This window comes from Streptomyces blastmyceticus (assembly GCF_039521185.1).
Classification (GTDB): Bacteria; Actinomycetota; Actinomycetes; order Streptomycetales; family Streptomycetaceae; genus Streptomyces; species Streptomyces blastmyceticus.
In genome coordinates, this window is sequence record NZ_BAAABW010000018.1 from 1 (window position 1) to 25,119 (window position 25,119).

Below are 25,119 nucleotides of genomic sequence, written 5' to 3' on the forward strand. Positions count from 1 at the left end.
ATAATTCCACAACCGCCCCCACGACAACCCCCACACCGCCCCACCGAACTGACACAACAACGTCTCGAAAGTCCCCCGCGACCACCGCAACTGCTGCGAAAAAAAATCCGTCCACGACGACGGCCCCTCCCCCACCGCCAACACATCCGGCGTATACACAGAACGCCACCGCCCACCCGTCACCGGATTCCGCCGCCGATGAATCTCCAACCCCGTCGCCATATCCTCCGTAATCGAATCAAACAACCCCCCGATCTGCCGCAACACACTAATCCGCACACAATTCGACGTCCCCACGAACATCGCCGACCCATAACAATTCCCCGCCCGCTGCACCAACGCATGAAACAAAAACTGCTGCGACTCCGCCCCCTTCGTCACCCCCGACACATAATTCCCATACACCTGCGGCCCCACCACAAACGCCACATCCGGATCCCGGAAATACCCAAGCATCCGCTCCAAAAAATTCGGCAACGGCACATGATCCGTATCCACACACGCCAAAAAATCATAACCATCACCATGCGCATCCAACCACGCATTGTAATTACCATGCTTCGTCCGCGCCCGAAAACGACCCGACGGACGATTCCACCGCGCCACCCCCTTACGCGAAAAATGCCGCACCCCCAACCGCGCACACAACGCCCGCGCCCCCGGATCATCACCCTCATCCAGCAACCACACATCCACCACCCCCTCATACCCCACCCGCACCGCCCCCTCCAACGTCGCCTCCACCATCGACAACGGCTCCTTCCCCGGCACAAAACTCGTACAAAAAGCCACCCGCCACCCCGGCTGCACCCGCACCGGCACCGGATCCCGCGCCACCCACGACGCATGCGCCACCGACACCACATTCACCACACGAAAAACCTCAACCAACCCCACCGACACCAACATCAACCCATCCACCCACCCCAACCACCCACCCCGCACCACCCAATGCACCGGCCACAACAACCACACCAACAAAACCAACGACACCAACGGCGCCCCACACACCAAAAACAACAAACCCCCCACCCCACCCCCACCCCGCAACCTCCGAAACCCCACCCGGAACACCCCCACCGGCGGATCCACCACCACCCCCGCCAACTCACTAAAACCCACATAGTCATAACCACCACCAACACCCACACCCCCATCACCTTCGCCACCCCCATCACCACCCACACCCCCACCCCCCGACACCACACCCGCCGGCCCCGGCACCCACACACCACCCACCACAACCACCACCCACTCCCCCCACCGAACCAACCACTACAACCAGCCCAAAAAACCTAACCACCCATCAAGTAATTTGTATGACCATCACACCCATTGCGCACTCATAAACCACCCATACAGCCCCACTTCGTGGTTACCCGGAGGCGCCTGCCGCGTTGTACCTCTCGCCGCATGCCGTTCGATCCGCGCTTCAGGGAGCGCGGGCGGCGCCCGCCGAGACAAGGACGAAGCACACGAATGATCATCAACCGCACTCTCAACCGCTTCGCGGCCGCCGCCGCGCTGGCCGCCGCGCTCGGTGCCGCCTCCGTGTCGGGCGCCTTCGCGCAGGGGGCGGCGGGGTCCCATCCGGGGCCCTCCGGCACGGTGGTCGAGGCCGGGCGCCAGCTGGACGACGAGGGTTGGCACGGTGACGGGCTGTGGCTCGACGCCGCGGAGAACAGGAAGGTCGACGACTTCCTCGTCCGCGCCCAGCGGGCCGAGCAGTCGATCAGCCCAGAGATGAAGGCGGTCGCCCAGGTCAGCCACGCCACCCTGATCGGCTTCGACCAGCGGCTGAAGTCACCCGACTCGCTCAAGCGCAAGGTCGCCACATCGCTGCAGGCCGAACCCGGTCAGACGGTCGACGCGGCTCTCGCCAGGATCAGCGACTCGATCCGCTACACCCTGGAATGGCCGGACGGCCGGTACACCAAGGGGGTCGCCGCGGCCTCGTCGATGCTGGCGACCTGGGGCAACGACAGCACCAAATGGTCCAACACCTGGGGCCGCAAGAACGGCTACAAGGGGATCAACTCCGCCTGGCGCGATCTCCGGTCGGGGCACGTCTTCGAGGTCCAGTTCCACACCCCGTCGAGCAAGTGGGCGCAGGAAGTGACCCACAAGCTCTATGAGGAGCAGCGGCTTCCCAGCACTCCTCCCACCCGCGCGAAGGAACTCCAGGAGCAGCAGGACGCGATCTTCACGTCGGTGCCCGTGCCCGAGGGCGCGGAGGGGCTCGCGGCCCCCGCCACGCGTCGGCCCGTGGGGGCTCAGACGCTGCCGGCCGCGGGGTAGGGGTATCCCGCTCGGCTCAATTTTCCGGCAGGGCCGGAATCGGGACCGTGTCCGCTTCGGCAATCGCCGCCGTCTGCCGCACCGTGGACAACGACGACGGGCGCTTCCCCGCCCGCCCCTCACCTTCGGCGCCGTATCCACGGCCCTGCCGCACGAGACCGCAGGAGACATCGATGATCTTCATCGTCGTGAAGATGAACGTACGACCCGAGCGCACCAAGGACTGGCTGGAGCTCGTCGACGATTTCACCCGGGCGACGCGCGACGAGCCGGGCAACCTCTTCTTCGAGTGGTCCACCAGTGTCGACAACCCGAATCACTTCGTCCTGGTCGAGGGCTTCGCCTCCCGCGAGGCCGGTGACGCGCACGTCAATTCGCTGCATTTCAAGGCCGCCATGGACAAGATGGCCGATGCCATCGCCACCACCCCGCAGATCATCAGCACCGAGGCGCCCGGCAGCGGCTGGTCCGCGATGGCGGAGCTCACGCCTCGCCACGTGTAGCGGGCGCGCGGCGCCCGACGGAACCCGGGGCCGGTCGGCGGTGATGTGGTCAGCACCGCCGACCGGCCCTTTTCCGTGCGCTGCGGCAAAACGCCTTGACGATCTCCCCGGCGCTCCGGAAACGTGTGCCGATCCGAGGAGAGGACGCTCGCATGGGCGAGAACAAGGAGCGGATGCTGGCCGGGGACTGGTACATCCCCGACGATGAGGATCTGCGCAGGGAGTCCGAGCACCGGGCCGAGCTGTGCGCCGCCTACAACACGGCCGCGCGGTCTCCGGCGGAGCGCCGGGAAATTCTTGGACAACTGCTCGGTTCGTTGGGGGAAAGGGTGCGCATCCGAGCGCCTTTCCATTGCGACTTCGGCTCGTACATCAGCATCGGTGCCGATACGTTCGTCAATTTCGGTGCGGTGTTCCTCGACGCCGCGCCCATCACGATCGGCGCGGATGTCCAGATCGGTCCGAACGTGCAGTTGGTGACGCCGACCCACGCGCTGGACCCTGAGCGCCGGCGGGCCGGGTGGGAGCGGGGTCTGCCCATCGTGGTCGGCGACAATGTCTGGCTGGGTGCCGGGGTGATCGTCTGTCCCGGGGTGACCATCGGTGAGAACACCGTGGTCGGGGCCGGGGCCGTGGTGACCAGGGATCTTCCGGCGGGTGTGCTGGCGGTCGGGAATCCGGCCCGTGTCGTACGGGCGCTGGACGGCCGTGACGCCGTGCCCCCGCCGGCGTCCGGGTGAGCCGGGGATCCCGCCCGTAGCGGAGACCGAGGATTCCGGCCATGTCGCCGCCGTCCGGGGTCCGGACAGTCCGTTGTCGGTGTCGGCGGGTCCCGTCGCGCCGACCGGCTCCACGCAGCGGGGGAGGCCGGCCGGCGCGCCCGCGGAATTGTCGCCACCGCCCCTGGCGGAGAATCGATGACCGTTTTCCGGGCTCGGGTCCGCGCATTGACAATCATGTCGCACACCGTGGAATGTGAAGCAGCCGTAAAGGAGATGGAGATCCTTGCGGAATCAAGGATCTCTGCCGCCTTTCCCGATTCCGCGGAGGAACCCGTGAAGAGACGCTCGTGGTTCGCTGCACTGAGCTTCACCCTCGTCCCCCTGGCCGTGCTCACGGCCGTGCCCGCGGCGGCGGCCGCGAGCAGCACCTCCGGCGGCACCGCCGTTCACCAGTCGGACAACCGGCTCTCCCGGCCGCATCCGGAGCTCAACGGCAAACGCATCAAGGCCGTGAACGGCGCGGCCGTCTATCTCGTCCTCGACGGCAAGCGCCGCTGGATCCCCAACCCGGCGACCTACAACAATCTGTTCCGCAGCTGGGACGGCATTCAGTCCGTCATCGACATCGGCAATATCGAAGACGGCGGGCAGCTGTCCGACGGCGCCATCCTCGGCAAGTCCCCGAACGCGCCCGAGGTTTACCTGATCAGCAACGGCGTGAAGCGCTGGATCACGAGTCCGGCCGCGATGGACAAGTACTTCTTCGCCTGGAACAAGATCGCCAGCGTGCCCTCCGGCGCCCTCGGCAACATCCCGACCGGCGCCCCCATCTCCTGACCGTCCGGCACACAAGGGCCCGCCCACGCCCCGGGCGGGCCCTTCCGGCAGTCTTGGACTTTTCCGTCCCATGGGGCGCGGCCTGCAACCCCTCAACAGCCTGCGTTGTCATACTTATTATGAGTGCAGAAGCGAAGAGGAAAGCGACCTCGGTCCTCGCGCGCCGGCTGGGTGTCCTGCTCGGCGCGGTGGGCATCGCGGCCCCCCTGGCGATCGCGGCCGGCGGCACGGCGCAGGCGGCGACGCCGGCCTGCACGACGCGGACCGGGCCGTATCAGAAGAACGTCGAGAAGTTCCTGGGCAGACCGGTCGACGGGCGCCAGTCGGAAGCGGACTGCCGGGCCATCCAGAACTACCAGACCAAGAACGGCATCAGCCCGAACATCGGCTACGCGGGCCCGGTGACGTGGGCCGCCATGCAGGCGGAGACCACCCGGCGCGATCCCAACGCGGCCGGGAAGTGCCCGGTGAACAAGGGGCGCATCGCCTGCGTCGACCTCACCCGCCAGATCAGCTGGATACAGGACGGCAAGTCCGTCAAGTTCGGCCCGGTGCCGGTGCGGACGGGGCGGGACGGCTATGCGACCCGTACGGGCGCGAAGAAGATCTACTGGCGCTCGATCGACCACTGGTCGACTCTCTACAACGTCCGCATGCCCTATGCCCAGTTCTTCGACGGCGGGCAGGCATTCCACGCGATAGGCGGCAGCGTCTGGTCACCGCCCGGCTCGCACGGCTGCGTCAACATGCGTACAGGCGACGCGAAGAAGTACTGGTCCATGCTCCACAACGGCGACAACGTCTTCGTCTACGGCCGGAAGCCCGGCACCTGAGCCGGTCCGGGCGTCCCGTACGGGCTCGACGGTGCGTGCCCGCCCGCACCGTTGAGCCTGCACCCTGCGAACACCCTTACGGGTGAAGTGAGTTCATTCCCCTTCTCCGCTTACCGGACCCTCCGCTAGAAAGGTGGCAAGTCCTCACACACGGGTGGTCGCGGATGACAGCGGAACTCACAGGATTCGTCGGCCTCTCCGTCCGGCTGACGGGCTTCGACGCCTTCGATCTGCACGCGACCGGAATGGTCCGGCTGTACCACGACACGACGCTCGACCAGGTCGGGCGCGAGGCGATCGGCCGCTTCCTGGCGGACCTGGAGTCCGTCGGGGGCGACCCTGACCGGCTCGTCGACGAGACCTCCCGTGACATCGCCCGCGCCATCACGCACCTGTGGTATCTGGGCGTCTGGCCGCAGCTCTCCCGGCCCGTCCACGCCGCGCTGGGCCGGGAGCAGGCGAACGTCGCGTTCGCGGTCTCGCCCGAGGCGTATACGGAGGGCCTGGTGTGGCGGACCTTCCACGGCCACCCCGCGGGCGCCAAGGCGCCCGGCTTCGGCACCTGGGCCGACCCACCGCCCGGGGCGAGCGCGCCGGCCGGGGCCGGTGCGGGGCGGGGCGGTGCCTCATGACGGCGACGCCGCCGCACCCGGGCACCCGCCGGTACGACGTGATCGTGGTCGGCGCCGGGCTGGCCGGCACGCTCGTCGCCAAGCAACTGGGCGACCAGGGCTGGCGCGTCCTCGTCCTGGAGGCGGGCACCGACACCCTGAGCACCTGGCCCGGCCACCTCGACGCACTCGACACCTTCTACTCCGCGACGGCCAAGGTCCCCAACTCGCCCTACCGGCCCAACCCCGTCGCCCCCTCCCCCGATCTCCTCGACGTCGAGGGGCTGCCCGGCGGCGGCTACCGCACCCACGGCTATTTCCTCCAGGACGGCCCCCTGCCGTACGGCACGGACTATCTGCGCGCCACGGGCGGCACCACCCTGCACTGGCTCGGCCTGACGCCGCGGATGCTCCCGGAGGACTTCGCCGTCCGCCGCGCCTACGGATACGGCAGGGACTGGCCGATCGGATACGCCGACCTGGAAGCCCACTACCGCGCTGCCGAACGGGAGTTGGGGGTCGCGGGCGACGCCGCCGAGCAGTCCGGGGCCATCGGGCTGCCCTTCCCCGAGGGCTATGTCTATCCGATGCGGGAGATCCCCCGCAGCCACCTCGACCGCCTCCTCGCCGCCGAGCTCGACGGGTTCCCCGTCCGGGAATCGCAGGGAGCGCCGGACACCGTCCTGCGGGTGGTCACCACCCCGCACGCCCGCAACAGCACTCCGGACCCGCGGTACGACGGGGGCCGCGGCTACCGCCCGGTGGGCGCGGCCGGGCTGCCCAACTACGGCGAGCGGTGCGTGGGCAACGCCTCCTGCGTGCCGATCTGCCCCGTCCAGGCCAAATACACCCCGCTCAAGACCCAGACCCGCTGGGACCGCCGGGTCACCCTCGTCACCCACGCCGTGGCCAGCCGCGTCCTGACGCGGGGCGACGGCCGGGTCCTCGGCGTCGAGTATCTGGCCTACGACGACCCCGCCGCCCCCGCGCACACCACTCACACCGCCGAGGCCGACATCGTCGTCCTGGCCGCGCACGCCGTCGAGAACGCCAAGCTGCTCCTGCTCTCCGGGCTGGCCGAGCGCAGCGGCCAGGTGGGCCGCAATCTCATGGACCATCCGGTGCTGCTCACCTGGGGGCTGCTGCGCGCGCCGACGGGGCCCTTCCGCGGTCCCGGCTCGACCTCCGGTCTGGAGAGCTTCCGCGCGGGCCGCGCCCGGCGGGACCGCGCCCCGTTCCGGATCGAGATCAGCAACTGGGGGTGGAGCTGGCCGACCGGCGCCCCCGGCAGCGATGTGGCCCGGCTGCTCGGCATCACCGGCGACTCCGGACAGCCGCGCGGGAAGGCGCTGTTCGGGAGCACGCTGCGCGCCGCCCTGGGCGACGGGATCGGCCGGCAGTTCTCCCTCCAGTTCGCGCTGGAGCAGGACGCCGAGGACCGCAACCGGGTCACCGTCGACCCGGGCCGGCGCGACCGGCTCGGCATCCCCCGGCCGGTGCTCACCTACGACCTCTCGGACCGGGTGAAGCGCGGGATGGTCGCCGCGAAGACCGTCTCCGACCGGATCTTCGCCCGGCTCGGCGCGGACGACCGCACCGCGTACGGCCCCGGCCCCTTCTCCCCCGGCCACTTCCGCTTCGCCGACCGCGACTGGGTCTTCCACGGCGCCGGGCACGGAGCGGGCACACACATCATGGGCGACTCGCGCGACACCTCCGTGGTCGACGCGTGGCAGCGCTGCTGGGAGCATCCCAACCTCTATGCGGTGGGCTGCGGCAGCATGCCGTCGGTCGGCACCTCCAACCCGTCGCTGACGCTGGCGGCCCTCGCCCTGCGCAGCAGTGGGCAGATCCACCGCGATCTGACGGAGCTGCACCGGCCCGCGGTCGTACGGGCCGTTCCGGCCCCCGCGCCCTATTCCGGCGGTGCGGTCCCCGCACCGGCCACCGCACCGGGGCGGACCCCTGTCACCCACCGCCGAAGCCCGGGGGGGCAACCGTGACGACCGTCCGCCCGCCTGCCGGGCACACCGATGTGGCTGGTGAGCTCGCGCTGGTCGAGGAGCCCCCGTTCAGGGTGCCGCGCGACCGCGCCGACCTGCATCTCTTCCTCCAGGCCGCGCTGGCTCTGGAACACCTCACCATCCCGCCCTACCTCACGGCGATGTACACCCTGCACCCCGGCGCCAACCGCCCCGCCTTCTATGCCGTCCGGGCCGTCGTGCTGGAGGAGATGCTCCACATGGCGCTCGTCGCCAATGTGCTCAACGCGGTCGACGGCAGGCCCCGGGTGGCCCACTCGCGCTTCGTCACCGGATACCCCGCCCGGCTGCCGTACAGCAAGGACCGCTTCCCCGTCGCGCTGCGGCACTTCGGGGTCGCGGCGCTGGAGACGTTCCTGCACATCGAGCGCCCGGAGTACGTGGCCGAGCCGCCCGGGCACCCCTCGGTCGCGGACGACGACGGCTGGACCTCGATCGGGCAGTTCTACAACACGATCGGTGCGGGCCTGGTCCGGCTGGCCGAGGAGCTGGGCGAGGCGGAGCTCTTCCGCGGCGACCCCCGGCTGCAGGTCGGCCCCGAGCACTTCTACAACTCCGGCGGCGAGATCTTCCGTGTCGCGGATCTGTCCTCCGCGCTGGAAGCCCTGCGGGTCATCACCGAGCAGGGCGAAGGCGTGGACCACACGGTCTACAACACCGACGACCGGATCTTCGGCGAGGTCAGGGAGCCCGCGCACTACTTCCGGTTCGACGAGATCCTCCGGCAGCGGAAGTACGGGCCGTACGACACGCCCGCCTCCGGGCCCACGGGGGCGGCCCTCGACGTGGACTGGGCGGCGGCGTATCCCATCGACCCGGAGGCCAAGGTGGCGGACTTCCCGGCGGGGAGCGAGGTGCGCCGGGCCGCCGACCGGTTCAACGAGGGTTATGCGCGGCTGCTGTGCGTCCTCGAAGACGCGTTCACCGGGGAGCCGGAGACCCTCGGCAGGGCCGTGCCGGGGATGCTGGCGCTGCGCGAGCTGGCCGAGCGGCTCTCCCGCAACCCACATCCCGATCCGGCGCGGCGGCAGCGGGGTCTGCACGCGAGCGCGACATACGAGGTCACGGACGAGCACTTCGCGCGGGCGCGCGGTGGGCACTTGGGCGCCCCGTGACCGAAGGCTCCCCCGAACCGCTACTGCCGGACGGGCTCGCCCTCGAAGCCCGTCCGGCGATCCTCAGCTCGCGCCCTGGACCGCGCGTTCGCGGAAGCGGCAGTAGAGCTCCGCCGTGTCCCCGAAGCGGCTCCAGGGCTCCGCTCCCGCATGGCCGTCCACCCGGCGGAACTGCTCCAGCGCCTCCGCGTACCGCTGCTGCTGCACCAGGAAGAACGCCACCAGGTGGCGGACCTCGGCGAGCCGCGGGTGGGTCGGAGGGACGGCCGGCAGATCGGCGAGTACGGCGTCGACCATGGCCCTGGCCTCGGGCGTGCGGTACTGCCTGACCCGCAGGGGGTATTCCTGGTGCTCGTAGAGGGCGACGAGGCGCAGGGCCGGGAGCAGGCTCCCGGCCGGGGCTCCGGCCGCGGCGCGCTCGGCGAAGTCACGGGCCAGTTCCTCGGAGCCGCGCCACTTCGCGCACCAGTACTGCAGGGCACTGTAGTGCGCCTCGTAGTGGAAGGGCGCGCGGGCGGTGATCTGCGCCCACAGTTCGTGCATCTGCTCGTGCGGGTAGCCGAGACCGAGGCCGGTCCAGATCTCGGTGATGTACGGCGAGGGGTCCTCGGGGTTGAGCTCGGCGGCGCGCGCGATGTCGTCGCGGGACCGCCTCAGCACCCGGTGGAAGCCTTCGAACTGCTCCCGGCCGGTGTGCTTCGCCGCGTGGCTGCCCCTGAGCCGCCAGGCGAGGAAGACGGTGGACTTCGCGCGGACGGCCGCGGCGTCCGGGTCGCCGGGGCGGGCGGTCTCCCAGGCGGTCAGCCAGGCGTCCTCCTCGGCCGCGGCGTCGGCGAGGCCGATGATGGCCGCGGACCGGCGTTCCCAGTCCCGGCCGGTGACGGCGAGGAAGTGTGCCGCGGGCTCCCACGCCCCTTGCGCGACGGAGGCGCGCAAGGAGTCGAGTTCGGGGTCGGGCATCGACCGCTCGGTGTTCTGCGCGCCCTCCGGGAGGAGGCCCAGCGCGGCGGCCTCCTTGGAGAGCCCGGTGGCCGGGGCGGCTTTCACCTCGGCCGCCCGGTCGGGCCGGGCCGCCGCCCGCTTCTTGGAGCGGAACCAGAAGAAGATCCAGACGGCGATGACGATGAGGGGCAGCAGTCGTGCCACAGGTGGTGCGCTCGTTTCGTGTGAAGCCGGAAGGGAGCCGGAAAGGGAGTTACTGAGGAGAAGGGGCGGACGGCTGCGGCAGGAGCGCGCGCAGGGGCGCCGTGTCCGGGGAGTCGGCGACGGCGGCGTCGAGCGCGGCAGGGATCAGCTCCTCGTAGCCCTCCGGCAGGTGCAGCCGCGCCGGGTCGGCCCAGGACAGTTCCCACCAGGCCAGCCGGGCGTCGACGAGTTCCAGGACCAGGAGCCGTGCCAGGCCGCGCCGCAGTGAGGGGCGTACGAACTCGCGGGCGGCCCGGCCGCTCGCCCGGCCCGCCGCCTCCGACTTGGGGAGCCGCTCGGCGATCCGCCACAGGGCTCCGGCGTCGGCGGCGTCCAGGAGCGCGCGGAGGGTGGGGGCGCCGCCCGTGGCGTCGGCGGCCGCGCGCCGCAGCGGTCCGGCCTCCTCCTCGTATCGGGCGCGCCTGCCGTAGTGGATGAGCTCGGGCCACTGCGCGCGGCGCATGGCCAGGGCCTCCGGGGCGAACGTGGTCGTTTCGAGGTCGGCGTACACCCGCTCGGGGTCGTGCAGCAGTGCCAGGGCGTGTCGTTCGGGCGTGCGGGTGGCGCGGCCGTCGTCCGGGAGGGCCTGGAGCAGGCGGATCCGCTCGGTGACCGGCGGGTGCGCGTCGTACGGGGACGCCTCGGTCTCGGGCAGGTCGCACCGCATGCCGTCCAGCTCGCTCTGCCGGCCGGGCTCGGCGAGGAGATGGCGCAGACCTCCGTAGAACTGGCCGTGCGGCGGCAGCAGTCCCGCCGGGGCGCCCGCGGAGGCGTAGTCGCCGAGGTAGCAGTCGTGGGCGGCGCCGAGCACGGCGACCTCGCGGAGTGCGGAGGCGGCGGCGTCGCGGCCCGCGATGCGTGCGGCCGTCCGGTCGGCGGCGAGTTCCTGCCGACGGCCCGCGCTCTGGGTGGCGCGCAGATAGAACGAGCCGTAGGCGATGAAGGGCCGGGCCATCAGGCGGTAGCCGAACCCGACGCCGCGGGTGTCCACTTCCTTGGCCTCGCGGCCCTTGCGCAGGGCCTTTCCGGCGGCTTTCTCCTGCCGGGCGCGTTCCTTGTCGACCCGGTTCTCGGCCCTTTCCATGAAGGCGTTCACAGTGCGGGCGACGCTGTGGCGGCCGCGCAGGGTGATGGCGGAGACGCGGGTGTCGGCATTGCCGTAGTGACCGAATTCATGGGCGAGAACGGCGCGCAGCTGAATCTCGGTGAGCCCCGTCATCAGGGGTACGCCGATATACAGGCGGCGCCGTCCGGGCAGCAGCCCGAGCAGCCGGGCGTTCTCGGAGACGGCGGCGTTGACGTCGCCGGTGAGCACGAGTTCGTCGGGCGGCCGGGTGCCCGCCGCCTCGGCCACCTCGCGCACGGTGGACCACAGCAGGGGCTGCTGCGCCTCGGTGACGGTCAGCCCGCTCTCGCCGTCGTCCTTGGGCGTACGGAGCATGAACATGCCGCGCACAACGGGAATGGCGAGAAGGCCGAGAACGATGCAGAGCTTCAGCGCGATGACGGACGACGTCCACTGATAGGTGGCGAAGCCGAGTCCGGCGAAGACGCCGAGCACGAAGAGGCCCAGCAGATAGAAACCGGCGAGCAGTACGAGAGCGCGCAGCGCGCGCAGGGAAACGCCCATTGGGCAGGGGCCCTCACACAGGTGGAGATGGTCGAAATGGGTGGGGGGAGCCCAAGTATGGCGTATGTAAGTTCAACTAGGCAAAGAGATAGAAAAATCCGCTCCGAAGAGCTCCGGAGCGGAGGGGTGGGTGCGGCCTTCCACCGGGCCCTGGCGGAAGGCCGCGGCGGAGGCCGGCGGGGGTGCGCCGGTCAGGGCGCGGCGGAGGGCAGCTCCTCGTCCAGGAAGTCCTCGTCGAGGAGTGCGGCTTCCGGGCCGCCGGCACCTTCGGCCCGGAGGTCGGACGGCGCGGGGTGCAGGAGCCGGCCGACGCTGTGGGGCTCGGCGTAGAGGGCGACCAGCCGGCGGACCGTCGCGGGGTCGGCGGAGATGGTCACGGGCGCCTGGTAGCGGTCGCCGTCCCCGTCGTCGTCATCCGTCTCGGAAAGGGTGGCCCACATGTCCTCGGCCGCGCTGATGAGCTGGTCGAGCTCGTCGCGCACACCGTCCCAGGCGCCGTCGCGCACGGCCTGGTCGATGCGGGAGACGGTGCCGAGGAGGCTGGCGTAGTCCTCGGCCAGCTGGTCCTCCTGGGACGACGGATGAAGTGACATGGCGACTGGCTCGGTGGTGTACACGGCACCTCCACGCAAGGGGAAACGGTCTGGGCTGGGGCCGATCGTCACGAACCCCCACCCGGGAAATGGTCGCGCGCCGCGGCACGGGGGCCGCTGTCCGGCGTCACCGGGTGCCGAGATATCACCCGCACGGGCGAGCCGGGCGCGGGGCGACGGCCTCGCGTCGGGGTGAACACCCGCCCACGGGCGCCACTTTCCGGATATCGGACGCGGAGATTCGCCCATCGGTCAACTCACGGCCAACTCTTCGCCGTGAACCTGCCAAGTTCGCGGATTCGGTGGCACGCTCGCCTCGGTTCGAACAGAGCGCACATCGGTGAGCGCCGTTCACCTCCACGCACCACCGGCGGCACATCCGTGCCGTCGCCCAGCGGGCCGCCACCAGCGGCCAGGCAGAAGGAGTCCGTGTGAGATCGACCCCCCACTCTTCGCGCCGCGTCAGGAGCAGCGCCACCATCATCGCCCTCGCCGCCCTGGTGGCCGCGGGCGTCCAGGCCGGCACGGCCGGAGCGGCCCCGGCCGCCGACCACGTGGACGCGTCCGGCGCCCACCTCGCCCCCCTCGCCCCCCTCTCCACGGCCCAGCGCTCCGCCCTCATAACCGCCGCCCAGGGCAGCAGCACGGCCACCGCCCGCTCCCTGGGCCTCGGCGCGCAGGAGCGGCTCGTCGTCAAGGATGTCGTCAAGGACGCCGACGGCACCGTGCACACCCGCTACGACCGCACGTACGCCGGACTGCCGGTACTCGGCGGCGACTTGGTCGTCCACGCCAAGGGCAAGCGGCAGACCGTCACCAAGGCGTCGAGCGCCCGCAGCATCGCCGTGCCGAGCACCACCCCCAAGGTGCCGGCGGCCACGGCGCAGAAGAGCGCGCTGAGCGCGGCCTCGGACGCCAAGACCGCCAAGCCGGCGGCGAACGGCGCGCGGAAGGTGATCTGGGCCGTGACCGGAAAGCCGGTCCTGGCCTGGGAGTCGATCGTCAGCGGCGTCCAGAAGGACGGCACGCCCAGCCAGCTGCACGTCATCACCGACGCCACCACCGGCAAGAAGCTGTACTCCTTCGACGGCATCGAGACCGGCACCGGCACCGGCCAGTACAACGGCCAGGTCACCATCGGGACGACCCGGAGCGGCAGCTCCTACCAGCTGCTCGACAACACGCGCGGCGGCCACCGGACGACCGACCTCAACCAGGGCACCTCCGGCACCGGCACGCTCTTCACCAACTCCTCCGACACCTGGGGCGACGGCACCCAGAGCAACCGGCAGACGGCCGGCGTCGACGCCCACTACGGCGCGCAGGAGACCTGGGACTTCTACAAGCAGACGTTCGGCCGCAGCGGCATCCGCAACGACGGCGTCGCCTCGTCCTCCCGCGTCCACTACGGCGACAACTACGTGAACGCCTTCTGGGACGACTCCTGCTTCTGCATGACGTACGGGGACGGCCAGGGCAACAACAACCCGCTGACCGCGCTCGACGTGGCGGGCCACGAGATGTCGCACGGCGTGACGTCCGCGACGGCGGGTCTGGAGTACGCGGGCGAGTCCGGCGGGCTCAACGAGGCCACCAGCGACATCATGGGCACCGGGGTCGAGTTCTTCGCCAACAACCCGAAGACCCCCGCCAACTACCTCATCGGCGAGCAGATCAACATCAACGGCGACGGCAAGCCGCTGCGCTACATGGACCAGCCCAGCAAGGACGGCACGTCGCTGGACTACTGGAGCGCGGACGCCGGCAACGTGGACGTGCACTACTCGTCCGGCATCGCCAACCACTTCTTCTACCTGCTGTCCGAGGGCAGCGGCGCGAAGACGATCAACGGCTTCTCGTACGACAGCCCGACCTACGACGGCTCCACCCTCACGGGCATCGGCCGCGACAAGGCCCTGGCCATCTGGTACAAGGCGCTGACCACGTACTTCACATCGACGACCAACTACTCGGCCGCCCGTCAGGCCACGCTCCAGGCCGCCGGTGACCTGTACGGCACCAACGGCAGCGAGTATCAGGCGGTCGCCGCCACCTGGACCGCGGTCAACGTCAACTGACGCACCGGCGGCCATATGACGGTGAGTCGCCGGACGCGGGTCCGGCGGCTCGCCGTCATCCCCGCTTGCCGACGGCCTCGCCCGCCTTGTCCCAGTTCTGGTGCAGGCGGTCCAGATAGGACTGTGCCATCGAGCCGGGCTTGGCGCCCCGCGCGAACGCCAGCATGTTCCCGGCACCGGCGTTGTAGCCCAGGGCCAGCAGTTCGTTCCTGGTGTACGTGCCGGACGACGAGGACGGCAGCTGGGCGGCCAGGTCGTGGAGGTACCACGCGGCGGCCTCGACGGCCAGCTTCGGGTCGTCCGGCAGCTCCTGCCAGTCCCGGTCGGCGAAGCGGCCGGGCTTCGTGTCGTCGAACGCCGCCTTGTGCATGTTCGCTATGCCGAAGGCGGAGTCCGGCTTGAGCCGCTGCCAGGCGCGCTCCAGGTCGGGGTCGTGCGGCTTGTAGGACTCGTTGTACAGGATCGCCATCAGCAGCCGGGGGTCGACGGCCGCCTTCTCGGCGTACGCGGTGACCTGCGGGGCCCACTGCGCGACGTCCTGTGTGCCGGTGGCCTTCGACGCGCCCGGGGCGGGCGTGCCGGCGGCCGCGGACGGGGCGCGCGTGGGGTCCGCGGCCGGTCCGTGCCCGCCGCAGGCCACCGCCGCGACGACCGTCACGGTGGTCACGGCGACGAGGCCTGCCCGTCGCTTCCAGGGGTGCCGCACGCTCGCTCCTTCCGCCGCGCCACCGCTCCTGGGTGGCCGTCCCCGTCGATTGTCCCCTGGCCCCCCGGCCGCGACGCGACCGCCGTCCGCGCCGGGGCGCGCCGTCAGTCGACGCAGGGCACGCCGCCCATCTTGACGGCATCGCCCTGGAAGGCGTCCGACGGCACGGGCGAGGGCGCGGCCGGCTTCGCGTCGCCCCCGGAGGGGTGGGGCGACGGGGGCGGCGGGGCCGACGTCGTGAAGCCGACGCCGAGGGTCACGACGACGTGTCCGGCCGGAACGGCCGCGCCCGGGACCGCGCTCACCCCGTGCGAGGCGGCGATCCGCCGGCCGGCTTCCTCGGCCCCCTTGCCGTACACGACGGTCGTCGTACGGGAGGCCGGCGCGTTGGCGACCTGGCCCGTGCGGTAGCCCAGGGCGGTCAGGGACTTGGACTCGGTCGCGGCGGCGCCCACGATGCCGGAGGCGTTGCGCACGTCCACGGTGGTCGAGGCCGCGTCCGCGGGGGCGGCGCTCCGGGCGGGCGCGGACGGTTCGTCCGGCGTGGGTGCCTGGCGGCCGATCATCGCCTGAACGAGGGATCTCACCTTCACCGGGTCCACCAGGTTGACGTCCTCCCCCTTACGGGTGGCGAATCCGGCGATCGGGAGAGTGTGGAACTCGGCGTTGCCACCGGTGAGGTTGGGGGCCTGCCGGGCGAAGTCCAGGATGTTCCAGCGGTCGTCGATGACGACGTCCTTCTTGACGACGTCGAACAGCCCCTGGAGCTTGCCGAGGTCGCTCCACACGCCCTGGGACTTGAGTTTGTGCGTCACGGAGGAGATGAAGGCCTGCTGACGGTGGGTGCGGTCGAGGTCGCCGCCGGTCAGGCCGTGCCGCTGCCGCACGAAGGCCAGGGCCTGCCGGGCGTTCAGATCCTGCAGGCCGGCGGGGAAATCCGCGCCGGAGTACCGGTCGCGCACGGGCTTCTTCAGGCACACCTGGACCGGCTGCACCACCTTGGCGATGTCGTAGAAGCCGAGCAGGTTGACCTCGGCGAAGTGGTCGATCGGCACACCGAGGAACTGCTGCACGGTGGCCAGGGTGGCCTCCCGCCCGGCCTCCCGCCCGCGGTGTTCGAGCTCGGCGCCCTTGATCCCCTGGGCGGTGAGCTTGTCCTCGGCCTCCGCCTTGGCGATGCCGTACGCCTCCTTGATCTTGTGCTCCCCGCGGCCGCCCGCGATCTCGACGTAGTCGTCGCGCGGGATGGAGAAGGCGGTGACCTTGCCGCCGTCAGCCGGGATGTGCATCAGGATCAGCGTGTTGGTGTTGTAACCGCCGATGCCGCTGGAGCCGGCGTGCAGTTCCTGCTGGACGAACTCCTTGGGGAGGTCGTTGCCGTCCATGTCCTTGCGGCTGTCCAGGCCGATCAGCAGGAGGTTCACCGAGTCGTCCAGCTTCGGCGGCGCGCCCTTGCGCAGGGCGTCCAGCGCGCTGGAGGTGATGAGGCCGTTGTTCACCCAGTGGTAGGCGAACCAGCCGACGCCGCTGGTGAGCATGACGGCCGCCGAGGTGACGCAGACCGCGATCCGGGCGGCGGCCGCCGCCCGGACGGGGCGGCCGGCGCGGCTCCGGCCGCGGGGGTCGCGCCGGGCCTGCGCCCGGTCGGCGGAACGGTGTCGGTCACGCATGGACGGCCCTCCTGTATCGCCTGGACCGTACGGTACGGAAGATGAGCACCGCGAGCGCCGAGGTCTCGGCGGCCGCCATGGCGGGGAAGGTGTCGATGGCCCAGTGCAGTGCCGTGGTCATGGTGGTCGCCGTGTTGCCGCCCTTGGCGGACGAGTCCGCGAGGAGCTGGGCGGTGAGACCCACCACGGCGATGGCCCACGGGGGCAGGGCGAAGGCCCACCAGGTCAGGCCGTGGGAGCAGGCGAGGGCGGCGAGGACGGCGGAAGCGGCGGCGGCGAGGGCGAAGACCCAGCCCAGCCCGGTGCCGCGGGCCTCGTCGGCGACGGCGCCCACCACCAGCAGGGCTCCCGCGCCGAGCAGCAGGGGGCGGCTGTCGCGGGTGCGGGCGCGGGTGTTGCGCGCCGGGGTGCGCGCGGATCTGGGGTCCGGCACCCGGGCCGACGCATGGGGCGCGGTGCGGGACCGCCCGCCGCGGCGTCCCGCCTCCTCCCCCAGGGTCTCGGTTCGCCTGCCGGCCATGCGCGCTCCCCATCGGTTCAGGCAGCCGCCGCGGGCGACAGCCACTTTACTTGCTCAATTGCGCAATATAGCAAGTGTTGGTCAGAGGTCACCCGAGCGTGGTCGGGGACTCCGACAACAGGATGGGTGTACCGGAAATGCGCCGACGGCGCGAGGCCGTACGGGCACGCGTCCGCCCGTACGGCCTCCCGGCCGGTGCCGCGCGTCAGCCGACGTTGACGCCGAAGTCCGTCGCGATGCCGCGCAGGCCGGAGGCGTAACCCTGGCCGACGGCGCGGAACTTCCACTCGGAAGCGTGGCGGTAGAGCTCGCCGAAAATCATCGCGGTCTCGGTCGAGGCGTCCTCGGTCAGGTCGTAGCGCGCCAGTTCGCGGTCGTCCGCGCGGTTGACCACCCGGATATAGGCGCCCCGCACCTGGCCGAAGGCCTGGCCCCGGATGTCGGCCTCGTAGATGGAGACCGGGAAGACGATTTTGGTGATCTCCGCGGGAACGCGCGCCAGGTCCACATGAATGGTCTCGTCGTCGCTGCTGCCCGTGCCGCCGGTCAATTCGTCACCGGTGTGCTGCACGGAACCGTCGGGGCTGGCGAGATTGTTGAAGAAAACGAAATGCCGGTCGGAAATGACCTTCCCCGACTCGCCGCACAGCAGCGCGCTCGCGTCGAGGTCGTAATCGGCGCCGGTGGTGGTGCGCGCCTGCCAGCCCAGGCCGACCGCGACGGCCGTCAGCCCCGGAGCCTCCTTGCTCAAGGAGACGTTGCCGCCCTTGGCCAAGGTCACACCCATGAATTACCTCCACACACTAGGTCGTTCCACCGGCGGCACGGCGCGAGCGGCCGCGCGGCACCGGTCATTTCAGTTATTGCGCAACTACGAAACTGTAGTCTGCCACACGCCACCGCGCCGGGCGGCGGGTCCCGCCGACCCGTAGCGTCTCCATGACGCCCCGCCCACCACCGTTACCCGACAGTGACGGAAAAGGGCACAACGCCCTCCCGCAACGGGCCGTCTTCTCTGCCGAGTTCACGGCGGCACACCCGGAAAGGGCCCGGCGTGGAAGAGCGAATTGCTGGAGAGGTGGGACATGACACTCGATATGAAACGCCGAATTCCGTATGCTGCCGCGGCCGGATTCCTCGGAGCCGCCGTGCTCGCGCTCACCGCGGCCCCGGCCTTCGCCAAGGGCGCGATGGACATCACCGTACCCACGCATCCCGTACGCACCGGCCGGCTCGTGCACATCAGCGGGAAGGGTGACGACGACGCGGCCCGCTTCCTGCGCGCGTGCGTCCAGGAGCGCGACGGCGACCACGGCGCGTGGCACACCGCGGGGTGCGGCGCGGTGATGACCTCGGGCGCCGGGGCCAGGGTGGCGGCGGACGTCCGGCCGAGGCACGGCGGCGTCCTCCAACTGCGCGGCGTGCTGTACGGCCTGAGCGAGCGGGACGACTCCCACCCGGAGGAGCTGCGGAGCTCACCCGTCACGACCGTTCCCGTGCGCTGACCGCCCGTGCCCGGCAGGCGTCGCCCCTACGAGCGACGGAGGTCCCGTCCGAACCCTTGACGCAACTCTGGTCCAGTCCAACGATGTTCACCGCGCAACCGGTCCCCCACCCGTCACGCACGACCGGCCCACCGGGAGCATCAGTTGAGACGACCCCGCCCTCTTCGGACCCTTCTGACCGCCTTCGCCACCGTGACCGCCGCCGCCGGGCTCGCCCTGGGCGCCGGCGGCACGGCGCACGCCGCGGCGACCCCCCTGCCCGCCCACGTCTTCGCGCCCTACTTCGAGACCTACAGCTCGGAGAGCCCCGCCGCGCTGTCCGCGCAGTCGGGCGCGAAATTCCTGACCATGGCCTTCCTCCAGACCGAGGCGAAGGGCTCCTGCACGCCCTATTGGAACGGCGACACCGGCAAGCCCGTCTCGCAGTCCGTCTTCGGCTCCGACATCACCACCATCCGCGGCAACGGCGGCGACGTCATCCCGTCCTTCGGCGGCTACGCCGCCGACAACACGGGCACCGAACTCGCCGACAGCTGCACGGACGTCGCGAAGATCGCCGCCGCGTACGAGAACGTCGTCACCACCTACGGGGTGTCCCGCCTCGACCTCGACATCGAGGACAACTCACTGACGAACAGCGCGGGCATCGACCGCCGCAACCAGGCGATCAAGCTGGTGCAGGACTGGGCGGCGGGCACCGGACGCACGGTGCAGTTCTCGTACACGCTGCCCACGACCACCCACGGCCTGGCCGACAGCGGGCTCGCCGTCCTGCGCAGCGCGGTGGCCAACGGCGCCCGCGTCGACGTCGTCAACATCATGACGTTCGACTACTACGACGGCGCGAGTCACGACATGGCCGCCGACACCAGGACCGCCGCCGAGGGGCTGCACGGACAGCTGGCCGGGCTGTATCCCGCGAAGTCCTCCGCCGAACTCTGGGCCATGACCGGCGTCACCGAGATGCCGGGCATCGACGACTACGGCCCGGCCGAGACCTTCGGCACCCAGGACGCCGCCAAGGTCTACGACTGGGCGGTCGCCCAGGGCGTCAACACCCTTTCCTTCTGGGCGCTCCAGCGCGACAACGGCGGCTGCCCGGGCACCAAGGGCTCCGACTCCTGCTCGGGGATCGCGCAGGACACGTGGTACTTCAGCCACGCCTTCGCGCCCTTCACCGGCGGCGGCTCACCCACCTCGCCCGACTTCTCGCTGTCCCTCTCCCCCGCCTCCGCATCCGTGCCCCCGGGCGGCTCGGCGGGCGCGACGGTGAACACCGCGGTGGCCGCCGGGTCCGCGCAGAGCGTGAACCTGTCGGCCGACGGCGCGCCCTCGGGGGTGAGCGTGTCGCTCACCCCCTCCTCGGTGACGGCGGGCGGCTCCGCGCGGCTGGCGGTGGCCACCACCGCGTCGGCCGCGCCCGGCACCTACCCGATCACGGTCCGGGGCTCCGCGCCGTCGGGTGCGCACACCGCCACGTACACCCTGACCGTCACCGGCTCCGGCAGCACGGGCCCGCTCGTCAACGGCGACTTCGAGACGGGCGCCGCGAGCCCGTGGTCGTGCCAGCCGGGCAGCGCGGTGGTCGGCTCGCCGGTGCACGGGGGCGGGCACGCCCTGAAGGTGGCACCGGCCGCGGACCGGACGGGGCAGTGCGAGCAGACGGTGACGCTCGCCCCCAACACGGCGCACACGCTGACCGGTTGGGTGCAGGGCGGTTACGCGTACATCGGGGTCGGCGGCGGGGCCACGGCGAGCCAGTGGGTGTCGGCGGGCACGTGGACGCGGCTGTCGGTGCCGTTCACGACCGACGCGTCGGGGAAGGTGACGGTGTACGTCCACGGCTGGTACGGCCAGGGCGACGTCTACGCCGACGACTTCACGCTCACCTGACGTCCGGCCGCCCCGGGGCTTGCGGAATTCCGGGCCTCAGCTCTCTCCCGCCGGCCCGCGCAGCGACCCGTGCCTGCCCTCCCTGACCTGCTCGCCGAGGCGGCGGAGCATCTCCAGGGGGCAGGCGTGCCGCAGCATGGGGAAGACGTCGCGCTCCTCGTGCCGGACGTGCTGGCCGACCTCGCGTTCCAGCGCGCGGACCCGCGCGTCGAAGCCCGGCTCGTACACCGTGCTGGACTCCAGCCCCCGGAGCATGGCGGTCAGGCGCTCCTGGCCGCCGTGCTCCTTGTCCACGAAGGTGTCGCCCTCGGCGAGCTGTTCGCGTACCGCCGGGTAGAGGTACTCCTCCTCGGCCGCCGAGTGCCGTGCGAGCGCGGTGGCCACCTCCTCCAGGAGGTCCTCACGGCGCACATCCTCGAGGCGGGTCCGGTGGATCGAGTTGAACAGCGCCTCGATCACCCGGTGGTCGGTCTCGAGCTCGGTGAGGATGTCGGTGCGTGCCATCGGCCGTCCCTTCGGATCACACGTGCCGCATATCGCATCTTTTCGACATATTCTCACGCCCGCGCGCTTCCCGAAATCGCTCCGGGTGGGCGTCCGCCTCCGACGGCCGGGGGGCGAAGGGCCTGGTTCAGGACCGGCCGCCGCTCCACGCGCCCGTGACGGCCGCCACCACGACCGAGCCGATCACGATCAGACGGTGCGTCACCGCGTCGAGCTGCTGCCGCTCCGCGGCCGGCACGTGCCACTGCTCCCACCAGATGACCTGTTCCTGGGAGAGGGAGTCGGGCCGCTCCGCGTCCCAGGTCGCCCGCAGCCGGTCCGCGAGCGGCACCGCGACGGCCGCCTGGTCGGCGTAGGCGGAGATCAGCGCGGTCATATGGCTCGTGGGCAGGTGGGCGTACCACCGGTCGCGCACGGAGGCGGCGAGGGCGGCCGCGTCCTCCAGCCACAGCACGTGCTGGGACACCCAGCCCTGCGGGTCGCGGCTCGCGGGCATGTCCGGGAGCCGGCGCGGCTCCAGGGCGTCACGGTGGGAGAGGAACATGCCGCCCATGGCCTGTTCCTCGCCCACAGGGTTCCAGGCGCCCTGGCCCAGGGCGATCGCGGCGGCCTCGACGGCGTCAACGGCTTGGGTCATTTGATCACTTTACGGTGCGGACCCGTGCGCTCCGCACGGCCCTGCACGGTCGTGCAGCAGACGGTCCGCAAGCCCTGCGGTCCGGCCGGGGACGAGGCATCATGGCCGGGTGACGAGCCTCGGACTTCCTTCCGGCATACGCGCCTGTCTGTTCGACCTCGACGGCGTCCTCACGCGCACGGCGACGGTGCACGCCGCCGCGTGGAAAGAGACGTTCGACGCGTTCCTGCTGGCCCGCGACGGGGCGGGGTTCCGGCCGTTCGACGCGGTCAAGGACTACGACGAGTACGTGGACGGGATGCCGAGGGCCGACGGCGTGCGGTCCTTCCTCGCCTCGCGGGGCATCGAGCTGCCCGAGGGCGGCAAGGACGACCCGCCGGAGCGGGACACCGTGCAGGGGCTCGGGAACCGCAAGAACGCGCTCGTCCTCCAGAAGATCAAGGAGCTGGGCGTCGAGGCGTACGAAGGCTCCGTGCGCTACGTGCACGCCGTGCGCGCCGCCGGACTGCGCCGTGCGGTGGTCTCCTCCAGCGCCAACTGCCACGACGTGCTGATCGCGGCCGGCATCGACGACCTCTTCGAGGTCCGCATCGACGGCCTGGTCGCCGCGGAACGGGGCCTGCCGGGCAAGCCGCACCCGGACACCTTCCTCGCCGCGGCCCACGACCTGGGCGTGGAACCGGGGCGGTCGGCGGTCTTCGAGGACGCCCTGGCGGGCATGGACGCGGGACGGGCGGGCAGGTTCGGATGCGTCGTCGGCGTGGACCGGGTCGGCCAGGCCGACGCGCTGCGCAGCCACGGCGCCGACGTGGTCGTGCAGGACCTGGACCAGCTGCTGGGAGGCGCCCCGTGATCACCCATCCGGCGTATGCGGTCGAACCCTGGTGTCTGCGGGAGACCGAGCTCAATCTGGAGGTGCTGCCGCAGAGCGAGTCGGTGTTTGCCCTCGCCAACGGGCACATCGGCTGGCGCGGCAACCTGGACGAGGGCGAGCCGCACGGCCTGCCCGGCTCGTATCTCAACGGGGTGCACGAGCTGCGGCCGCTGCCCTACGCCGAGGCCGGCTACGGCTATCCGGAGTCCGGCCAGACCGTCATCGACGTCACCAACGGCAAGGTGATCCGGCTCCTCGTCGACGACGAGCCGTTCGACCTGCGCTACGGCCGGCTCATCCGGCACGAGCGGCTGCTCGACTTCCGGGCGGGCGTGCTGCGCCGTACGACCGAGTGGACGTCCCCGTCCGGGCGGACCGTGCGGGTGTACTCGACCCGGCTGGTCTCCTTCACCCAGCGGGCGGTCGCGGCGGTCTGCTACGAGGTGGAGGCGGTCGACGAGGAGACCCGGATCGTGCTCCAGTCGGAGCTGGTCGCCAATGAGCAGCTGCCCGAGGCGGGTGGCGACCCCCGGGTCGCGGCGGTGCTGGAGTCGCCGCTGGTCCCCGAGGAGCACAGCGCGGAAGGGGCCACGCTGCGGCTGGTGCACCGGACCGTGCGCAGCGGGCTGCGGGTGGCGACGGCCGCGGTCCACACGGTGGACGGCCCGGACGAGACCCGGATGTATTCGCAGAGCAGCGACGACCTGGCCCGGTTCACGGTGACGACGGTGCTGAAGCCCGGTCAGCGGCTGCGGCTGGAGAAGACGGTGGCGTACGGCTGGTCGGGCGCGCGGTCGCTGCCCGCGATGCACGACCAGGTGGACGCGGCGCTGGCGGGTGCGACCAGCACGGGCTGGCAGGGGCTGTGCGACGAACAGCGGGCGTATCTGGACGACTTCTGGGACCGGGCCGACGTCGAGGTGGACGGGGACGCGGAGATCCAGCAGGCGGTGCGGTTCGCGCTGTTCCACGTGCTGCAGGCGGGGGCGCGGGCGGAGAGCCGGGCGATCGCGGCGAAGGGCCTGACGGGTCCGGGGTACGACGGGCACAGCTTCTGGGACACCGAGACCTTCGTGCTGCCGGTGCTGACGGGCACGGTGCCGCTCGCGGCGGCGCAGCCGCTGCGGTGGCGGCACGCCACGCTGCCCGCGGCGCTCAACCGGGCGCGGACGCTGGGTCTGGAGGGGGCGGCGTTCCCCTGGCGGAGCATCAACGGCGACGAGTGCTCGGCCTACTGGCCGGCGGGCACGGCGGCGTTCCATGTGAACGCGGACATCGCGGACGCCGTCGTGCGCTATCTCGCGGCGACCGGTGACGAGACCTTCGAGCGGGAGGTGGGGCTGGAGCTGCTGGTGCAGACGGCCCGGCTGTGGCGTTCGCTGGGGCACCACGACCACCAGGGGCAGTTCCACATCGACGGGGTGACGGGTCCCGACGAGTACAGCGCGATCGCCGACGACAACGTCTACACCAATCTGATGGCACAGCAGAACCTACGGGAGGCGGCGGACGCGGCGGAGCGGCACCCTGATCTCTCGGCGGCGTTCGGGGTGGACGACGAGGAGACGGCGGCCTGGCGGGACGCGGCGGCACGGATGACGCTGCCGTACAACGAGACGCTCGGGGTCCATGAGCAGTCCGCCGACTTCACCAGCCACCAGCAGTGGGACTTCGCGGGGACGCGCCCGGACCAGTACCCGCTGATGCTGAACTTCCCGTACTTCGACATCTACCGCAAGCAGGTGATCAAGCAGGCCGATCTGGTGCTGGCCATGTATCTGCGCGGTGACGCGTTCACGGACGAGGAGAAGGCGCGGAACTTCGCGTACTACGACCCGCTGACCGTGCGGGACTCGTCGCTGTCCTCGTGCGTCCAGGCGGTGATGGCGGCCGAGGTGGGCCATCTGCGGCTGGCGTACGACTATCTCGGCGAGGCGGCGATGATGGACCTCTCCGACCTGGAGAGCAACACCCGGGACGGGGTCCACATCGCGTCGCTGGCGGGCACCTGGATCGCGCTGGTGGCCGGGTTCGGCGGGATGCGGCACTGCGACGGCACGGTCTCCTTCGCGCCGAAGCTGCCCGAGCAGCTGGGGCGGCTGGCCTTCACGGTGCAGGTGCTGCGCTGCCGGCTGCGGGTCGAGATCACCGGGGAGACCGTCACCTACTCCCTCGCGGAGGGCGACCGGCTGGAGGTCGACCATTACACGGAGCGGCTGACGGTGACGGGGCAGCACCCGGTGGTCAGGAAGGTGCCGGCGACGCCCGACAGGCCAGAACCGGCGCAGCCGCCCGGCCGTCGCCCGGCGCACCGCGGCTGGGCGGCGACACGGGTCGAGGGCGAGCGCATGGGCTGATCCGCC

General features: G+C 71.1%; 24 protein-coding genes. 13 read left to right on the forward strand and 11 right to left on the reverse strand.

Features of this window, described 5'->3' with window-relative positions:
• The coding region (locus ABD269_RS17140) for a glycosyltransferase family 2 protein (RefSeq protein WP_344118685.1) at window positions 1-1,149 on the reverse strand (1,149 nt) is incomplete at its 3' end.
• A gap of 330 nt (window positions 1,150-1,479) precedes the next feature.
• Here ABD269_RS17140 and ABD269_RS17145 point away from each other — a divergent pair.
• The gene (locus tag ABD269_RS17145) at window positions 1,480-2,298 is read left to right on the forward strand and encodes an ATP nucleotide 3'-pyrophosphokinase (protein ID WP_344118687.1); all 819 of its coding nucleotides are present in this window, start codon (window positions 1,480-1,482) and stop codon (window positions 2,296-2,298) included.
• Window positions 2,299-2,314: 16 nt separating this feature from the next.
• On the opposite strand, the gene ABD269_RS17150 is transcribed toward ABD269_RS17145, so the two are convergent.
• On the reverse strand, window positions 2,315-2,482 hold the full coding sequence (locus ABD269_RS17150) for a hypothetical protein (protein ID WP_344118689.1): 168 nt from the start codon (window positions 2,480-2,482) through the stop codon (window positions 2,315-2,317).
• Here ABD269_RS17150 and ABD269_RS17155 point away from each other — a divergent pair.
• From ABD269_RS17155 to ABD269_RS17185, 7 genes are all read left to right on the forward strand, one after another.
• Window positions 2,472-2,801 carry a putative quinol monooxygenase gene (locus ABD269_RS17155; protein ID WP_301894583.1) on the forward strand — a complete coding sequence of 110 codons (330 nt, stop codon included), beginning with the start codon at window positions 2,472-2,474 and terminating at the stop codon, window positions 2,799-2,801. The genes ABD269_RS17150 and ABD269_RS17155 overlap by 11 nt on opposite strands.
• A gap of 152 nt (window positions 2,802-2,953) precedes the next feature.
• The gene (locus tag ABD269_RS17160) at window positions 2,954-3,541 is read left to right on the forward strand and encodes a sugar O-acetyltransferase (RefSeq protein ID WP_344118691.1); all 588 of its coding nucleotides are present in this window, start codon (window positions 2,954-2,956) and stop codon (window positions 3,539-3,541) included.
• 177 nt (window positions 3,542-3,718) lie between these two features.
• Window positions 3,719-4,360 carry a hypothetical protein gene (locus ABD269_RS17165; protein ID WP_344118693.1) on the forward strand — a complete coding sequence of 214 codons (642 nt, stop codon included), beginning with the start codon at window positions 3,719-3,721 and terminating at the stop codon, window positions 4,358-4,360.
• Window positions 4,361-4,479: 119 nt separating this feature from the next.
• On the forward strand, window positions 4,480-5,193 hold the full coding sequence (locus tag ABD269_RS17170; RefSeq protein ID WP_344118695.1) for a L,D-transpeptidase: 714 nt from the start codon (window positions 4,480-4,482) through the stop codon (window positions 5,191-5,193).
• A gap of 164 nt (window positions 5,194-5,357) precedes the next feature.
• Complete coding sequence (locus ABD269_RS17175; protein WP_344118697.1) at window positions 5,358-5,825, forward strand: hypothetical protein; 468 nt, start codon at window positions 5,358-5,360, stop codon at window positions 5,823-5,825.
• Window positions 5,822-7,807: a GMC family oxidoreductase gene (locus tag ABD269_RS17180; protein ID WP_344118699.1), complete on the forward strand. Its 1,986-nt coding sequence runs from the start codon at window positions 5,822-5,824 to the stop codon at window positions 7,805-7,807. The genes ABD269_RS17175 and ABD269_RS17180 overlap by 4 nt, the downstream gene beginning before the upstream one ends.
• Window positions 7,804-8,961, forward strand: coding sequence for a ferritin-like domain-containing protein (locus ABD269_RS17185; protein ID WP_344118701.1), 1,158 nt, complete (start codon window positions 7,804-7,806; stop codon window positions 8,959-8,961). Before ABD269_RS17180 ends, ABD269_RS17185 begins: the two co-directional genes overlap by 4 nt.
• Window positions 8,962-9,024: 63 nt before the next feature.
• Here ABD269_RS17185 and ABD269_RS17190 read toward each other — a convergent pair whose 3' ends face one another.
• From ABD269_RS17190 to ABD269_RS17200, 3 genes are all read right to left on the reverse strand, one after another.
• The gene (locus ABD269_RS17190) at window positions 9,025-10,107 is read right to left on the reverse strand and encodes a hypothetical protein (protein WP_344118704.1); all 1,083 of its coding nucleotides are present in this window, start codon (window positions 10,105-10,107) and stop codon (window positions 9,025-9,027) included.
• 49 nt (window positions 10,108-10,156) lie between these two features.
• A complete protein-coding gene (locus ABD269_RS17195; protein WP_344118706.1) occupies window positions 10,157-11,776 on the reverse strand; it encodes a M48 family metalloprotease in 1,620 nt (539 codons plus the stop codon).
• A 191-nt stretch (window positions 11,777-11,967) separates the two neighbouring features.
• Window positions 11,968-12,369, reverse strand: a complete 402-nt coding sequence (locus ABD269_RS17200) for a hypothetical protein (RefSeq protein WP_301889724.1) — start codon at window positions 12,367-12,369, stop codon at window positions 11,968-11,970.
• Between the two features lie 431 nt (window positions 12,370-12,800).
• Here ABD269_RS17200 and ABD269_RS17205 point away from each other — a divergent pair, with 431 nt between their 5' ends.
• The gene (locus ABD269_RS17205) at window positions 12,801-14,447 is read left to right on the forward strand and encodes a M4 family metallopeptidase (RefSeq protein ID WP_344118710.1); all 1,647 of its coding nucleotides are present in this window, start codon (window positions 12,801-12,803) and stop codon (window positions 14,445-14,447) included.
• A 55-nt stretch (window positions 14,448-14,502) separates the two neighbouring features.
• Here the strand turns inward: ABD269_RS17205 and ABD269_RS17210 are convergent, their stop codons facing one another.
• The 4 genes from ABD269_RS17210 to ABD269_RS17225 all read right to left on the reverse strand — a co-directional run bounded on the left by ABD269_RS17210 (window position 14,503) and on the right by ABD269_RS17225 (window position 18,130).
• The gene (locus ABD269_RS17210; protein WP_425572912.1) at window positions 14,503-15,153 is read right to left on the reverse strand and encodes a transglycosylase SLT domain-containing protein; all 651 of its coding nucleotides are present in this window, start codon (window positions 15,151-15,153) and stop codon (window positions 14,503-14,505) included.
• A gap of 104 nt (window positions 15,154-15,257) precedes the next feature.
• Window positions 15,258-16,823, reverse strand: a complete 1,566-nt coding sequence (locus tag ABD269_RS17215; RefSeq protein ID WP_344118712.1) for an LCP family protein — start codon at window positions 16,821-16,823, stop codon at window positions 15,258-15,260.
• Complete coding sequence (locus ABD269_RS17220; RefSeq protein WP_301889718.1) at window positions 16,816-17,343, reverse strand: DUF6542 domain-containing protein; 528 nt, start codon at window positions 17,341-17,343, stop codon at window positions 16,816-16,818. Before ABD269_RS17220 ends, ABD269_RS17215 begins: the two co-directional genes overlap by 8 nt.
• Window positions 17,344-17,548: 205 nt before the next feature.
• Window positions 17,549-18,130 carry a TerD family protein gene (locus ABD269_RS17225; RefSeq protein WP_116210331.1) on the reverse strand — a complete coding sequence of 194 codons (582 nt, stop codon included), beginning with the start codon at window positions 18,128-18,130 and terminating at the stop codon, window positions 17,549-17,551.
• Window positions 18,131-18,428: 298 nt separating this feature from the next.
• Here ABD269_RS17225 and ABD269_RS17230 point away from each other — a divergent pair, with 298 nt between their 5' ends.
• Together ABD269_RS17230 and ABD269_RS17235 are read left to right on the forward strand one after the other, a co-directional pair.
• Window positions 18,429-18,848 (forward strand): hypothetical protein, encoded by a 420-nt coding sequence (locus tag ABD269_RS17230; protein ID WP_344118717.1) that lies wholly within the window; start codon window positions 18,429-18,431, stop codon window positions 18,846-18,848.
• A gap of 144 nt (window positions 18,849-18,992) precedes the next feature.
• Window positions 18,993-20,741 (forward strand): glycosyl hydrolase family 18 protein, encoded by a 1,749-nt coding sequence (locus tag ABD269_RS17235; RefSeq protein ID WP_344118719.1) that lies wholly within the window; start codon window positions 18,993-18,995, stop codon window positions 20,739-20,741.
• A gap of 36 nt (window positions 20,742-20,777) precedes the next feature.
• Here ABD269_RS17235 and ABD269_RS17240 read toward each other — a convergent pair whose 3' ends face one another.
• Both ABD269_RS17240 and ABD269_RS17245 read right to left on the reverse strand, forming a co-directional pair.
• Window positions 20,778-21,245, reverse strand: a complete 468-nt coding sequence (locus ABD269_RS17240; protein ID WP_344118721.1) for a hemerythrin domain-containing protein — start codon at window positions 21,243-21,245, stop codon at window positions 20,778-20,780.
• 127 nt (window positions 21,246-21,372) lie between these two features.
• A complete protein-coding gene (locus ABD269_RS17245; RefSeq protein ID WP_344118724.1) occupies window positions 21,373-21,882 on the reverse strand; it encodes a hypothetical protein in 510 nt (169 codons plus the stop codon).
• A gap of 109 nt (window positions 21,883-21,991) precedes the next feature.
• Between ABD269_RS17245 and ABD269_RS17250 the strand changes: the two genes are divergently transcribed.
• A complete protein-coding gene (locus ABD269_RS17250) occupies window positions 21,992-22,735 on the forward strand; it encodes an HAD family hydrolase (RefSeq protein WP_344118726.1) in 744 nt (247 codons plus the stop codon).
• Window positions 22,732-25,113, forward strand: coding sequence for a glycoside hydrolase family 65 protein (locus ABD269_RS17255; RefSeq protein WP_344118729.1), 2,382 nt, complete (start codon window positions 22,732-22,734; stop codon window positions 25,111-25,113). The genes ABD269_RS17250 and ABD269_RS17255 overlap by 4 nt, the downstream gene beginning before the upstream one ends.
• Window positions 25,114-25,119: the final 6 nt, after the last annotated feature.